Source organism: Labilibaculum manganireducens, from assembly GCF_963665805.2.
In the GTDB taxonomy this organism is placed as follows: domain Bacteria; phylum Bacteroidota; class Bacteroidia; order Bacteroidales; family Marinifilaceae; genus Labilibaculum; species Labilibaculum manganireducens.
Genome location: NZ_CAXXEE010000003.1, coordinates 1616025 through 1631384 on the forward strand (window position 1 = coordinate 1616025; position 15360 = coordinate 1631384).

Consider the following 15360-nt stretch of genomic DNA (forward strand, 5'->3'; position numbering starts at 1 on the left):
ATAATGAATAAAAAGATATTGGCCTTACTGTGTTTTTGCCTGTTGATTACTTCAACTTTTGCGAAAAACTATAAATTAGAATCTCCAAATAAAAAAATAAGTGTCAGCATTCAAACAGGAACTGATCTGAGTTTTACAGTTAAGCATGATCAAACATTTTTGATTAGCCCAACCAAGATTGCGATGGAACTTGTAAATGGTACTATTTTGGGTGCAAATCCTGTTGTTATTAAAAACAGCAACAATAGTGTTAATAGGGAATTAAGACCTGAGGTACGTGAAAAGAACGAAACGATAATCGAAAACTATAATGAGTTAAAATTGTCTTTCAAACAAAATTTCGATTTGGTATTCAGAGCCTACGATAACGGGATTGCTTACCGTTTCGAAACCCGTTTCTCTGGTGAAATTACAGTGAAATCGGAAACGGGTCAGTTCAACTTCCCAAACAACAATTTGGTTTATTGGCCTAGAGAGAAGAGTTTTCATTCAAACAATCAGGTGTATTACGATTTCACCTCATTGGGAGAACTTTCATCTAAAGACCTGGGATCTTTACCAGTGCTTATGACATCAGAAAATGCACCCAGTATTCTAATTGGAGAAACCGATTTGGAAGACTATCCAGGTATGTGGTTCAATGGTGCAAAAGGGAACAATTTGGTGTCAACATTTCCTGCTTATCCTGATAAAACAGAACAGGAAGGCGACAGGGATGTATTCGTGCGTACGAGAAAAGAGTATATCGCAAAAACAGATGGAACCAGAACTTTTCCCTGGCGTTATGTCGCAATTGCTGAAAATGACGGTGATTTTATTACTAACCAACTATCATGGTTATTGGCTGACACTTGCGTGATTGAGGATCCAAGCTGGATTAAACCTGGGAAAATCGCCTGGGACTGGTGGAATGCAAACAATATTTACAGGGTCGATTTCCGTGCGGGGATCAATACCGAAACTTATAAATATTACATTGATTTCGCTGCTGATTATGGTCTTGAATACATTATCATGGACGAAGGCTGGTATGAATTAGGCGATTTATTAAAAATTGTACCCGAAATTGACATGGAAGAATTGACATCTTACGCCAAAGAAAAAGGTGTGGGTATTATTTTGTGGGTTGTTTGGAAAACCTTGGATGATCAGTTGGCAGCAGCGCTTGATCAGTTCCAATCTTGGGGTATAAAAGGAATTAAGGTGGACTTTATGGATAAGGATGACCAATGGATGGTGAATTATTACCACAAAATAGCGAAAGAATGTGCTGATCGAAAGCTGCTGGTTGATTTCCATGGCTCTTACAAGCCTGCTGGAATAAGAAGGAAGTATCCAAATGTTTTAACACGCGAAGGAGTGAATGGAGGAGAGCAGTACAAATGGAGCATGCGTCAAACGCCTGAGCATAATTTGATTACTCCTTTTTCAAGAATGGTTGCCGGCCCTATGGATTATACTCCCGGAGCGATGAGTAATGCTCAGCAAAAAGATTACAGACCAATTTTCGATACTCCTATGAGTATGGGAACCCGTTGTCATCAATTGGGGATGTATGTGGTTTATGAAAGTCCTTTGCAAATGCTTTGTGATAACCCATCGAATTATAGAAAAGAAGAAGAGTGTATGGAATTTCTATCGGCTGTACCTTCTGTTTGGGATGAAACCAAGATACTGCGAGCTAAAATTTCAGATTATATTTTAATAGCCCGAAGAAGTGGCAATGAATGGTATGTAGGTGCAATGGGTGATTGGGATAAACATGAGCTTTTATTGGATTTTAGCTTTCTGGAAAAAGGGAATTATGAAATGAGTCTTTACCGGGATGGTGACAATGCTGACCGTAACGCCATCGACTATAAAAAAGAAGTGAAAAGAGTAAAGTCAACAGATAAACAAACTCTTAAATTGGCTCCAGGTGGGGGTTGGGTTGCTCGGATTATTCCAATAAAATAAGACTTGTGAATGGTGTGATTAAAAAATAATAAGATGGTTGTTAATGAAAAAATCCGGGTCCCCACCCGGATTTTAATCTAACCACTAATAGTAACTAATCTATGAAAAAAAACATTTGTGTGTTTTTACATTTCAAAAGTAGACAAGAGACGAGTAAACTACATTAAGATGATCTTAAGTAATTATAAACTATATGTACTCTTTTATACTTATTCTGCAGGGTTTATTTTTAACGTAGTTTATAAAAACAGAAAAAAGCCTGGATCCCCACCCAAGCTTTTCTACTAACCACTATTTACTAACCTAAATCTATTTTCTATGAAAAAACGTTTACCACTCGTTTACCTTACAAACATACTGCATTCTTTCGTTAAGTGCTTTTAACAAAAGTTAAAGAATGCTAAAAGGGTTTTTATAGCTGATTCTTCTTTGCTTTTAAATCAGAGATGAAAAAAAGTAGCAAACAGAAAAAAGCTTGGATCCCCACCCAAGCTTTTCTACTAACCACTAATTACTAACCTAAATCTATTTTCTATGAAAAAACGTTTACCACTCGTTTACCTTACAAACATACCGCATTCTTTCGTTAAGTGCTTTTAACAAAAGTTAAAGAATGCTAAAAGGTTTTTTTATAGCCGATTCTTTTTTGCTTTAGATCAGAAATGAAAAAAAAGGGTAAACAGAAAAAAGCCTGGATCCCCACCCAAGCTTTTCTACTAACCACTAATTACTAACCTAAATCTACTATCTATGAAAAAAACGTTTATTATTCGTCTACTTTACAAACATACTGCATTCTTTTGTTAAGTGCTTTTAACAGATGTTAATTGTTGCTAAAAATACGAAGCTCGGTAAGTTTGCTGCAACATAGGTTTTCCAAAATAAATAATTTAAAAAAAGCCTAGGTAATCACCTAGGCTTTTTAATCTAATCAATAACCTAAATCTATTATCTATGAAAAAACCTTTTTTGTCGTCTGCTATTATAAATATACGAAAATCTTTGATAAACGGTTATAAATAGATGTTAAAAATCCTTAATATGTTTTTTTACTGTTCTGAAATGGGATAAACGGGATCTGATTTAGATTGTTTTTAAATTAATTTTAGAAAATTACTTTATGGAGTTTGAGCCTTATAAAAAAGAACTTTTCCATAGCTCGGGGAATTTATCTAAATTAGGCCTTTAGCAAAAATTTAACTTCTATATAACCCATGAATGAGTCAGTACTAAATGCTCTAATGCAACTTTTTGCCATTATTGTGGATGAACAACAGGTTGGTTTTGAGATCGCTGCGCGAGATGTTGTTTCAAAGTATTTAGTGAAGCGGTTTAGTAAGGAATGGCATGAAAGATATTTGGATAATTTCAATCGTTACCTGAAAGAATCATATTCCACCAAAGGAAATAAGGATACAATTCAAAACAAACACAAGCAAGTGGCAGATGTTTGTGCAAAATTAGTTGAGGAGGCAGAGCAGGAACAGAAAGTTTGGATTATGTTGCAGCTTCTTGAATTTATTGATGATTCTGAATTTACAGGTCCTGAAGAACTTGGATTTGTAAAGACCGTATCGAAAGCTTTTAAGATTCCTAAAGAAGAATTTGAATACAGTCTGCAGTTTATTTTAGGAACCGAATATTCTATTCCGTTTAATCCGTATTTATTAATTATTGATGCTAATGAAACTTTCGAACATGAGGTAGTTAAGCATATTTTTAGTCCCAGACTACGAGGTCGTTTATTTATTCTTCATCTTGAAAGTACGAATACTTTCCTGATGAAATATTTTGGTGAGTACAACCTTTTTTTAAACGGTCATAATATTAAATTGGATCGTGCCTATATACTCTCGTATGGATCTGTGATTAGAAGTCATAGAATTGATCCAATATACTATTCTCAAATTGTATCAGTATTTATTGAGCGGAAAAATCTTTCGGATATTCGCTTCGTCGCTAAAAATATTGAATTTAAGTTCCCAGGTTCTAATAATGGTGTATTCCCTGTTAATTTTCATGTAGAATCAGGACAGCTGATTGGAATAATGGGAGGCAGTGGTACAGGGAAATCTACTTTGTTAAATGTGTTGAATGGGAATTTGCCTTTAAATCAGGGTGATATATATATTAATGGATATAATCTCCATAAGGATAAAGAGGAACTTGAAGGTGTTATTGGATACGTTCCTCAGGATGATTTGCTGGTTGAGGAATTAACAGTTTACCAGAATTTGTTTTTTAATGCCAAGTTATGTTTCGATAATTTGGATGAGGAAACAATTGAGAATATTATAGATGATACTATTGAAAACTTTGATTTGGTTGAAGCCAGAGATTTAAAAGTTGGAGATCCTATTAATAAGGTTTTGAGTGGAGGACAAAGAAAGCGCTTAAATATCGCATTGGAATTAATGCGGGAACCTTCGGTTTTGTTTGTGGATGAGCCTACCTCCGGATTATCGAGTATGGATTCGGAAAAGGTGATGCTGTTGCTGAAAAGACAGGTTTTAAAAGGGAAATTGGTGATGTGTAACATTCATCAACCCTCATCAGATATTTTTAAGCTGCTGGATAAGTTAATTATTATGGATCAAGGTGGTAAAGTGATCTATTTTGGAAATCCAATTGATGCAGTTGTCTATTTTAAAACTCAAAGTCAGTATGTTAAAGCAGATGAAAGTGAGTGCCTGACTTGTGGTAATGTAAATTCGGAGCAGATTCTAAGAATTGTGGAAACACGGATGATGAATGAGTACGGCAGGCAAATCCGTAAAAGAAAGAGAAGCTCCGATGAATGGTATGAATTGTACAAAGAGAATATTGAAGCGAAGAATCCGGTTAAGGTACCAAAGCGGAAACGAATGATTCCAATCAATTATTTTAGTATTCCCAAACGAACAGAGCAGTTAAAGATTTATTTGGCGCGTGATGTAAAGGCTAAAATCAGCAATAAACAGTACATTTTTATTACTCTCCTTGAAGCTCCTGTTTTAGCAGTTATATTAGGATATTTCACCAAATATATTAGTGGCACAGATGATGATCCTTCGGCTTATATTTTCTCAAATAATGAAAATATCCCCTCCTTTATTTTTATGGCAGTGGTGGTATCTCTCTTTTTAGGATTGATTATTTCGGCGGAAGAAATTCTTCATGACAGGAGAATTATGAAGAGGGAATCCTTTCTCAATTTAAGCCGGTTTAGCTACTTAAACTCAAAGGTAATTGTGATGCTTGTAATTTCGGCAATTCAAACCTTGCTGTTTGTTTTAATAGCTAATACTATTCTCGAAATTAAAGGATTGACTTTAGAATATTGGTTGGTTTTGTATACAGCATCAGCCTGCGCTAATATGATCGGCTTAAATTTGTCGGCAGCATTGAATACAGTTGTGGCGGTTTATGTTTCCATCCCTTTTATTTTGGTGCCACAGCTATTGTTTTCAGGTGTAATTGTGAACTTTACCAAATTGCATCCAGCTATAACTTCGCAAAAATATGTGCCGTTTGTCGGCGATTTAATGACTTCGCGTTGGGCTTATGAAGCTTTAATAGTAGAACAATTCAGAAACAACGATTTTGAGAGTCAGTTTTTTGATTATGAACAAAAAATGAGCGAGGCTTCGTTTCGGTCATCATTCTATATCCCTGAATTAAAGCAACGATACCAAAGCTGGTTGCAATCAGGGAATTTAAAACAGCTGCAGGTATTGCAGAACGAATTTGGAAAATTGGCAGACTTATATACTTTGCCAAGTGGAGTGGAACTTACCGAAAATGGATTTGTGAACTCTTCGGTTGATTTATTGGAATGGCTAAAGAAAATCAAACAAAACGGGTGGGCTAATTACAAAACCGAATCAGATAAAAGAGATCAGGCTTACCTAAATTTACTGGAACAGTACGGAGGTAAAAAAGGATTGTTTGAATTCAAACAAAAACACCATAATGAAGCTATTGAACAGATTGTTTTAAATCGAAGAGAGCTAAATAAAATTGTTGAATTTAAAGGCGAATTGATTCAATTGAAAGACCCTGTTTTTCAAATTCCCGTGAACAAAATGGGAAGAGCTCAACTATTTTCATCTCAGAAACGAATTGGCAATTACCTTGTGAATACTTTTTGGTTTAATGTGATTGTTATTTGGTTAACCAGCTTGTTTTTTTATTTTACACTTTATTTCGACGCTTTAAGAAGAGTATTGCTTCTGATAGAAATATTATGGGTGAAAATACTTCCCGAAGGTCACATACGAATTACCAGAAAACGTCTGAAGTAATTGTGATGAATATAAAAAAGGAGTTAAAATCAATGGTTTAACTCCTTTTTTATTAGAGTTTTTTTGTACTTAAAGCGAATAATAACATATTACAAATGTTTTAATATTTCTTTAGCATTCGATCTGTTTTTGTAATCAGGATCATACTGCACATATTTTACGATACCATCTTTTCCAATCACATAAGTTGCTGGAACAGGAAGTGTCTGATCATCATTTCCATTTGAAACGGCAAGATCAATACCATATTCCTTATATTTTTTCTGTAATTTTTCAGGCAATACAAAATCAACACCGTATTGCTTCATGATTTTGGAATCTACATCGTGCAGAATGGAATATTCTGCTTTTGTTTTATCGATGGTTTTACTAACACTCATAGTGGTTTCTGGTGTAATTGCTACCAGTCGGGCACCTGCTTTTTTAAAATCTCCAACATGATCTTGTAGATGAGATAGGTGTTTATTGCAGTAAGGACACCACTGTCCGCGGTAAAATACAACGATTAATTGTTCATTCTTTAAAATTTCATCGCTTGCTATTGTTTTGCCATATTGATCCACTGCCTTAAACATAGGAGCTTTTTGCCCTACCAATATGCTGCTTTGTTCCATCTGACCAAAACTTGTAAGACTGATCAAGAATATTGCTGTCACCAGTAAAATTTTCATATTCTAATTGTTTTTCGTGAAATAAGATACAAATTAGTCTTTTATTTTTTATTTATAAACAAATAGAAGGCTGTGTTGGCGTTAATGATTTGTTAATGGCTGTAAATGAAAAAAAAATCCCTTGCGCAAGCAAGGGATTAGATTACTGATTTAGTTTCAGTTTATGCTTTTTGTAATTTTTCAATTTTGTAAGTTGTGTTTACACCTGCTTGGTGAAATAAAACACCTACAGGACACATTTTCAAAGTTTGTTGTAAGCACTTGTCGATTTTTTCATCACTTGCATTAGAGTCAATTCTCAATTCAACCTCAACATCAGTAAAGGTTGGAGCTCCATCTTTCTGATATCCGGTAGTATCTACTTCTAGAGTAGTAAATTCAATTCTCATTTTTTTTGCAACGATATTGAAAATTGTATTTACGCATCCGGAGTAACTCATTAAGCACAATTCAAATGCTGTAGCTCCTAAATCTTCTCCACCTTTTCCTTCAGGTAGGTCAATTGTAACTTCGTGACCTCTGTTATCTGTAATAATTGAAGACGTTCCTTGAGTCCAAGTTGTAGTTGCTTTCATATGTTTATTATTTGTTTTTCAGTTGCCATATGGAACTTACCATGCCGGGAATAATCATCTCCCTGTGTGTCAAAAAATGTTTTGGCATGGACGTTTCATATAGTATCTTTATTTGTTTTAAATTTCAGCTTGTAAATATATATAATTATGCAGATGTGTTGCTATTTTTTTGTTTGTTTAACAGCATGTCGGAAATGTTTTCAGGTAAGTTGTTGATAATATGTCAAATTGGCTGATTGTTTTACTGTAGTTCAGACATTTTTTCTGCTTATTGACCACATTGTTGACTTGGCAAATGTTTTGAATGATTCGTTTTGAATGACAATTAGCCATTTTATAATACAATGAAGTCGTAAAATCAAAAATATGAACTACAATAATTTTACAATTAAATCGCAGCAGGCAATTGAAAAGGCTTTTCAGTTAGCCACAGGTAAACAACAACAGGCAGTTGATACCGGACACATTTTAAAGGGTGTTTTGGTAGAAGGAGAGAATATCACCAATTTTCTATTTAAGAAGTTAGGAGTAAACTTAATAAACTTCTCGTTGGTCTTAGATAAGGTTTTAGAAAGCTATCCAAAGGTAGTTGGAGGCGATCCTTACCTTTCAAGAGAAGCCACAAGTGCTTTGCAGTTTTCAACCGAGATCTCAAATAAAATGGGCGATCAGTTTGTTTCTCTTGAGCATATATTGTTAGGTCTTTTAAAAGGGAAGGATCAAATTTCAAATCTGCTTAAGGATAATCAAATTAATGAAAAAGACCTTACTGTGGCTATTAATGAATTACGAAAAGGAGCAAAGGTCGATTCTCAAACTGCTGAGGATACATTTAATTCTTTACGAAGATTTGCCATTGATTTAAACGAACGGGCCCGAAACGGAAAATTGGATCCTGTAATTGGACGAGATGAGGAAATAAGAAGAATTCTTCAGATTTTATCGCGGAGAACGAAAAATAACCCGATTCTAATTGGTGAGCCAGGTGTGGGAAAAACAGCTATTGCCGAAGGATTGGCTCATCGTATTGTTAAGGGTGATGTTCCGGATAATTTGAAAAACAAACAGGTTTTTTCTTTGGATATGGGCGCATTGATTGCGGGGGCAAAATACAAAGGTGAATTCGAAGAGCGGTTAAAGTCAGTGGTGAAAGAGGTGGTTGAATCGGATGGTGATATTGTTTTGTTCATTGATGAGATTCACACTTTAATTGGTGCAGGAAAAGGCGAAGGTGCTATGGATGCGGCCAATATTTTAAAGCCGGCATTGGCTCGTGGTGATTTGCGGGCAATTGGTGCGACTACCTTAGATGAATATCAAAAGTATTTTGAAAAGGACAAAGCTTTAGAGAGACGTTTTCAAAAGGTTATGGTGAATGAACCGGATACCCTAAGTGCAATTTCCATCCTTCGTGGATTAAAAGAGCGATATGAAAATCATCATAAGGTTCAGATTAAAGATGAGGCAATTATAGCGGCTGTTGAGTTATCTCAAAGATATATCTCTGATCGGTTTTTGCCTGATAAGGCGATTGATTTGATTGATGAGGCTGCTGCCAAATTGCGTTTGGAAATGAATTCGTTGCCCGAAGAACTGGATGAAATTGAACGACGAATCAAACAATTGGAAATTGAACGAATGGCAATTCAGCGGGAAGGTGATAAAAAGAAATTGGAAGATTTATCGCGGGAAATTGCTGAGTTGAATGATGAAAGAAATCGTCTTCGGGCAAAATGGGAAGCTGAACGCGAAGTAATTGACGGCATTCAAAAGAATAAGGAAGAATTGGAAAACCTGAAGTACGAGGCAGAAAAAGCTGAGCGTGAAGGTGATTATGCCAGAGTTGCGGAAATTCGTTACGGAAGAGTAAAAGAGGTTGAGAAAGAAATTGAGCGTTTGAATGAACAGTTGAAAATCAATCAGAATTCAGATGCTATGATTAAAGAGGAGGTTGGAAGTGAAGATATTGCTTATGTGGTATCACGCTGGACGGGTATTCCTGTAAACAGAATGTTGAAAAGTGAAAGGCAAAAATTGCTTGGTTTGGAAACAGAGCTTCATAAAAGAGTTGTAGGGCAAGAGGAGGCAATTTCCGCTGTTGCTGATGCTGTTCGCAGAAGCAGAGCGGGCTTGCAGGATGCGAAAAGGCCAATTGGATCATTCATTTTTTTAGGGACAACCGGTGTGGGGAAAACGGAATTGGCAAAAGCATTGGCCGAATTTCTGTTCGATAACGAAAACTATATGACTAGAATTGATATGTCCGAATATCAGGAACGTCATTCCGTTTCAAGATTGATTGGAGCGCCTCCGGGATACGTTGGATACGATGAAGGTGGTCAGTTAACCGAAGCGGTTCGCAGAAAGCCATATTCTGTTGTTCTTCTTGACGAGATTGAGAAAGCGCATCCGGATGTTTTTAATATTCTGCTGCAGGTTCTTGACGACGGGCGATTAACGGATAACAAAGGAAGGGTAGTTGATTTCAAGAATACGATTATCATCATGACTTCAAATGTGGGTTCTCACCTGATTCAGGAAAAAATTTCGAAAATGAACTCTAACAATAGGGGAGAACTAATCTGGGAAGCCCGAAATGAAGTTCTCAATTTGTTGAAAAAGACCATTCGTCCTGAATTTTTAAATCGTATCGATGAAACCATTGTTTTTACTCCATTGGATCGGGAAGAAGTAAAACAAATTGTTCGATTACAGTTTGAGATGGTAAAATCAATGCTCCTGAAAAACGAAATTAGTATTGAGTTAAGCGAAAAGGCAGTTAGTTACCTTGGAAATGTTGGTTTTGATCCTCAATTTGGTGCCCGTCCAATAAAAAGGGTACTTCAAAGAGAGGTTCTTAACGAACTGTCAAAACAAATTTTGTCAGAAAGTATTGCTCCCAATCAAAAGATTCTAATTGATGCTGAGGAAAATGGATTGGTTTTTCGTAATCTGTAAAAAGATCAAACGTAATTAAATACAAAGCCTGCTTGCATTGTGAGCAGGCTTTTTTTAGCTTAAAATTTGATAACATGAAATTGTGAATGTTGAAGTTTATCTGTTATTTCAAACCATTGCGGAGATATATTTATGCTTTTCATGGACTATTTTTATAAATTGAGATTTAATTTAATTTCTTTGTTAATTGATAAATTTAGAAAACTAGTATTTTAACTCTAAAATAGGACCAAATGTCTTCGATCGAATTAAAAACAAAATGGCTTGAAAACTACAAAACAGCACCAGCCCAATTGCAAAAAATGGGTGAAATTAATGGACTGATTAGTGCTTTTAATGCCAATGTTGATGCCGTAATTAAGGTGAATGGCAAAGGAATTCAAAACCTGATTGCTGAAAATAACCTGAACACAGATTTGATTCTTGGTGAAGGAGAGAATAACATTCGCTGCAATGAAGATGCAATTCGTGGTTTTCTGAATTGTTTTAAAAATGGAATTGCCGAAGAATGGTTGATTGAAGATGTTGGCGTTTTTGAATGGCTAAACAAAAATGTTGGCTACGACAAAATGCAAATGGGAGGCCAGGGTGGTATTGTTGCAAATGTGATGGCTGTTTGCGGTGTAAACTCGGTTTATGTGCATTGTGCATCAGCTCCAAAAGATCAATCTAAACTGTTTTTAGATCTTCCCAATTTATTAACAAACGATGAAAACGGCGAAATTAAGCAGGCATCTAAGGTCGATCGCTCTTCCGATTTAGCTTTAATTCATTGGATTATCGAATTTGATAAGGGAGATTCTATCAGTTTGAACGGTAAAACTTATGTGTGCCCGAAAGCAAACCGTTTTATTGCAACCTACGATCCATTAAATTTTAAACTGCATATCGACGAGAATTTTGCAAACAGAATGTCGCAAAACGACATCAATCCTGAATATATAATTTTATCTGGTTATCAGATGCTTCATGAGTCTCTTCGCGATGGAACCAAAGGAACTGATCGAATCGATTTTTCAAAGGCAATGATTGAAAAATGGCGGGAATCTTGTACGGATAGTTTACTGCATTTAGAAGTTGCTTCAACTCAGAATAAAGTAATTCGTAAGTATTTAATTGATAATTTGGTTGAAAGTGTTGATAGTTTAGGTTTTAACGAACGGGAATTAATCGATATTTTAGAAGTGATCGGTGAGGACGAATTGGCGCAAAAATGCGAAGAAAATACCAATAGTTCGAACTTGTTTGAAGGAATGCTGAAGATTCGTGAGTATACCAATTGCTCTAGAATGCAGCTTCATATGTTTGGACTGTATCTTACTCTTCAGGAAAAAGGATTTAGCGTTTCTCCTCTTCAGAACCGAAATGGAATGCAATTAGCCGCTACTGTTGCTGCAGCAAAAGCAGGAACAGGCGCTATCGATAAAAAAGAAGTATTGCTTTGGGCTAAAGACCATGAAGTGTCTGAGGTTGGGTTAAATGAATTGTCAAAACTTTCAAAGACAGTAACCAATTTTTTTGGAGACAATCAGCTCTTGGAAACAGGAATATTTACAAATGAGAAATTAGAAATTATTGCAGTTCCAACCATCTTAATTGATAAACCAGTTACACTTGTTGGTATGGGAGATACAATCTCTTCGGTATCATTGGTTGGTGCGCGTTAAAGAAGAACGAAATTGAATAAAAATGGAGGTCATGAAATCATCTGATTTTATTGCCTCCATTTTTTGTGACATAGAGAAACCCCGATATGGTACTTTCGGGGCTTACTACTGAACTACTTGTGTGGAATAGTTCTTACTAACCTAATCTAAATCACTAACTAATTTTTACTCACCGAATAGGGAACAAATTTTGGATTGCTTCCCCATGTTTTATTTGGTCTTGGCCCCATCTCCAATATTAGTTTGGCTCCGTTAATAATTTCCGAATGCTCAAAGTAGGGACCTTTTAATTCCTTACCATTCAAACTTGCCGATTGAATGTATTTGTTTTTTGCAGAGCAATTGTTCGCAATTATTTGTAGTTGATTACCATTGCCTAAATCAATTGTAATCTCGTTAAATATCGGACTACCAATGTTGTACTCCGGAACACCTGGTGTGACCGGATAAAATCCCATGGCCGAAAAAACGTAAAATGCAGATAAACCTCCGCCATCTTCATCGCCGCAAATTCCAAAAGGAGAGTTGGTGAACCACACTTCCATAAGGGAACGGATTCGTTTTTGTGTTTTCCATGGTGCTCCCGAATAATTATACAAATAAGGAATGTGTAAACTGGGTTCATTTCCCATTACAAATTGACCGGTTAAGCCCGTTGCATCCGGAAAAATATCCCAATAATCCCACTTCGGAATACCGAATGGTTCTACAAATAGTTGATCCAGTTTGTTGTTAAATTTTTCATTTCCACCCATCAAATTTATTAATCCGGCAATGTCATGCTGAATATCCCAGGTGTAAGTCCAGGAGTTGTTTTCTGCGAAATAGGCTCTTCCACCTAAACCACCGGATAATTTTGGATCGAATGGTCTAATCCATTTTCCATCAGATGATTTTGGAGCCATAAAACCGATTTCAGAATCAAAATTGTTTTTATAATTATTGGCTTTTTTTGAGAAAAGCTGGTAGTCTTCTTTCTTGTTAAGATCCTTTGCCAATTGTGCAATGCACCAATCATCATAGCTATGCCCAAGTGTTAAGGCCACTGCTTGTCTTTTTTCCCAATGGTGAACTTCTTTCACCCATTCTTTTTCTCCTGGCTTTAAAGCTGGGAAAAAGCCATTTTCATGATAAAAGGTATCTAATTCTGTTGCCGGACCATTCTTCCATGGTAACATGGTAGCTTCCAATTCATTCTTTTTTAAGCCCTCAAAGGCTTTCTCGATGTTAAATCCTCTTATTCCTTTAAAATAAGCATCTGCTATAATCGAAGAGGCGTGATTTCCATTCATGCAAGTATGATCGCCCGTAAACAGGGGAAAGGATGGCATCCAGCCACTTTGTTCATACATTTTAATGTAGGAATTGATTTTTTTTGATTGATTCTCCGGATCAATTAAGCACATCAATGGATGAGTCGCCCGGTATGTATCCCAAACCCAATCGTCAACGAAAAAATCAACGCCATCATCACTATGGATTTTTTGATCGTAATTACTAAAGTATTTTCCGTCTTCAGAAATATTCACCATTCTCTCATAGCAACGGTAAAGTGCCGTGTAGAAAACTGTTTTTTGATCTTCACTTCCACCTTTCACCAGTATTTTACTCAGTGCATCATTCCATATCCGTTTGTGAGATTCTTTGTATTGATCAAAATCCCAATCAGGCATTTCGCTTTTCAAATGTTTTTTAGCCTCTTCTGCCGAAATATAAGAAACAGCTATTTTAAGTTGTAATGGATTTGAAGTATCATCAAATCGAAAAAACGCTCCAATTTTATTTCCCGAAATAGTTTTGCTGTTAGAGTCTAATTTGTTTGTGTCGAAAGTGCCGTAATCAGACATGTTTTGATCAAACCGGACTGCAAAATAAACTTTTACAGGATGCTCAAGATCAATGCCGTCAACCGCTGTAATCATATCAAAACCTGTAATTGTATTTTCTTTAGGAGAAATGTTAAATTTCCCATTATCTCTGCATTGCAAGTATAAATTTGCAGGAGCATTGTTTGTGAAGCTAAAACGTGAAAGTGAAACATGTTGACTTGCAGTTAATTCCATTTTGATATCAAAATCTTCCAATAAAACGGAATAGTAATACGGACTGACTGTTTCCTGGTCATGGTCATAGGCAGACTCCCAATTTTCAGGTTTTTGCGAGGTCGGATTCTGAGAAATCATGAATTTGCCGATTGTACCTTTCCTGTGAGAAACAATAGTGAAGGGAAAGTGTGTAATTTTCTCGCTTTGATAACCTTTTGGCTCTTTTGAAATACGCATCATGCTGTTGGGAAGATGCACCAATGGAATTGTTGGTTCGAGCATATGACCAATGCCTCCGATATTTGGATTCACATAGTCGACAATTTTCTTTTGTGCAAATAGAGTCAAAGAAAAAAGTAGAGAGAATAGTAAAGTGAGCTTCTTCATTAAAAGGTATTCTGATTAATATATTGAAGCAAAACTATGTTGCGTCAATTAATTTTAATTTAATTGTGGATTAACTCCGTAAATTAAATTATTAATCAATGTTTTCTTTTGGGTTTAGTTGGCAGTTTGTAAGGGAGTTGTGTTGTTTGTTTTTGTAATTGATATTTTTTTAGATAGGATCTTTTTTGTATTTATCATGATAAGAGGAAAGTGCATTTCGGTTGAATTAGTTTACCCATTACTAAATTACTTCAAGATTTATGAGTGCTTTTTTGGACTATCTGTGCTCTTTAAGTTCATTTTTATTCAGATTTTATGAAAATTATGGGCTTACAAGTGAAAAAATCATGGAAACGTTTGCGTAAACCAATTATTTACACTTATATTGTGAATCCTTTGTGAAAAAAACAAAAAATACCATTTGTAATCACATTGAATCACACTTTTTTTACTCATCAATTATTTGGTGAGACTTTACTAACCACTAACTAATCACTAACAATTAGATCCTGTTTATTCTAAATAAGCAGGATCTTTTTTTATCTTTTTTTTTCAATTTACCTTTATCGTTAGCTTAAGCATTTTGAAGAAAAAAGTCTTTTATTGTGATTAAAGTATGGAGATGTTCAACGAAAAAGTTTTAATTAGTAATAATTAGGCTTTATTAAAGCAAATGAGAAGATCCATAAATACTTGTGAAATTTTTATGGGTTAATAACAGACTGATCTGCAATCGTTTCCAATGGGTGTTTTATAACACGTAAAGATTGGGTTAAAAATACTTCAAAGTGCTTTGAATTGTATCGAAAGACCTTAAA

7 protein-coding genes are annotated in these 15360 nt (G+C 35.4%); 4 read left to right on the forward strand and 3 right to left on the reverse strand.

Annotation, left to right across the window (positions count from 1 at the left end; translation table 11 throughout):
- Positions 1 to 3: 3 nt before the first annotated feature.
- Both ACHZAX_RS06125 and ACHZAX_RS06130 read left to right on the forward strand, forming a co-directional pair.
- The gene (locus ACHZAX_RS06125) at positions 4 to 1956 is read left to right on the forward strand and encodes a glycoside hydrolase family 97 protein (RefSeq protein ID WP_320018426.1); all 1953 of its coding nucleotides are present in this window, start codon (positions 4 to 6) and stop codon (positions 1954 to 1956) included.
- Positions 1957 to 3170: 1214 nt separating this feature from the next.
- Positions 3171 to 6239 carry an ATP-binding cassette domain-containing protein gene (locus ACHZAX_RS06130; protein WP_320018427.1) on the forward strand — a complete coding sequence of 1023 codons (3069 nt, stop codon included), beginning with the start codon at positions 3171 to 3173 and terminating at the stop codon, positions 6237 to 6239.
- Between the two features lie 89 nt (positions 6240 to 6328).
- Here the strand turns inward: ACHZAX_RS06130 and ACHZAX_RS06135 are convergent, their stop codons facing one another.
- Positions 6329 to 6910 (reverse strand): peroxiredoxin family protein, encoded by a 582-nt coding sequence (locus ACHZAX_RS06135; protein WP_320018428.1) that lies wholly within the window; start codon positions 6908 to 6910, stop codon positions 6329 to 6331.
- 161 nt (positions 6911 to 7071) lie between these two features.
- Positions 7072 to 7485, reverse strand: a complete 414-nt coding sequence (locus ACHZAX_RS06140; protein ID WP_101310386.1) for an OsmC family protein — start codon at positions 7483 to 7485, stop codon at positions 7072 to 7074.
- A 366-nt stretch (positions 7486 to 7851) separates the two neighbouring features.
- Between ACHZAX_RS06140 and clpB the strand changes: the two genes are divergently transcribed.
- Positions 7852 to 10443, forward strand: a complete 2592-nt coding sequence (clpB, locus tag ACHZAX_RS06145) for an ATP-dependent chaperone ClpB (protein ID WP_320018429.1) — start codon at positions 7852 to 7854, stop codon at positions 10441 to 10443.
- 233 nt (positions 10444 to 10676) lie between these two features.
- Complete coding sequence (locus ACHZAX_RS06150) at positions 10677 to 12110, forward strand: ADP-dependent glucokinase/phosphofructokinase (RefSeq protein WP_320018430.1); 1434 nt, start codon at positions 10677 to 10679, stop codon at positions 12108 to 12110.
- 158 nt (positions 12111 to 12268) lie between these two features.
- On the opposite strand, the gene ACHZAX_RS06155 is transcribed toward ACHZAX_RS06150, so the two are convergent.
- On the reverse strand, positions 12269 to 14542 hold the full coding sequence (locus ACHZAX_RS06155) for a GH92 family glycosyl hydrolase (RefSeq protein ID WP_320018431.1): 2274 nt from the start codon (positions 14540 to 14542) through the stop codon (positions 12269 to 12271).
- Positions 14543 to 15360: the final 818 nt, after the last annotated feature.

Excerpts from the sequence above, each read along its gene's own strand:
- ACHZAX_RS06135 (WP_320018428.1), bottom strand. The coding sequence starts at position 6,910 with ATGAAAATTTTACTGGTGACAGCAATATTCTTGATCAGTCTTACAAGT.
- clpB (WP_320018429.1), top strand. The coding sequence starts at position 7,852 with ATGAACTACAATAATTTTACAATTAAATCGCAGCAGGCAATTGAAAAG.
- ACHZAX_RS06125 (WP_320018426.1), top strand. The coding sequence starts at position 4 with ATGAATAAAAAGATATTGGCCTTACTGTGTTTTTGCCTGTTGATTACT.
- ACHZAX_RS06130 (WP_320018427.1), top strand. The coding sequence starts at position 3,171 with ATGAATGAGTCAGTACTAAATGCTCTAATGCAACTTTTTGCCATTATT.
- ACHZAX_RS06150 (WP_320018430.1), top strand. The coding sequence starts at position 10,677 with ATGTCTTCGATCGAATTAAAAACAAAATGGCTTGAAAACTACAAAACA.
- ACHZAX_RS06155 (WP_320018431.1), bottom strand. The coding sequence starts at position 14,542 with ATGAAGAAGCTCACTTTACTATTCTCTCTACTTTTTTCTTTGACTCTA.
- ACHZAX_RS06140 (WP_101310386.1), bottom strand. The coding sequence starts at position 7,485 with ATGAAAGCAACTACAACTTGGACTCAAGGAACGTCTTCAATTATTACA.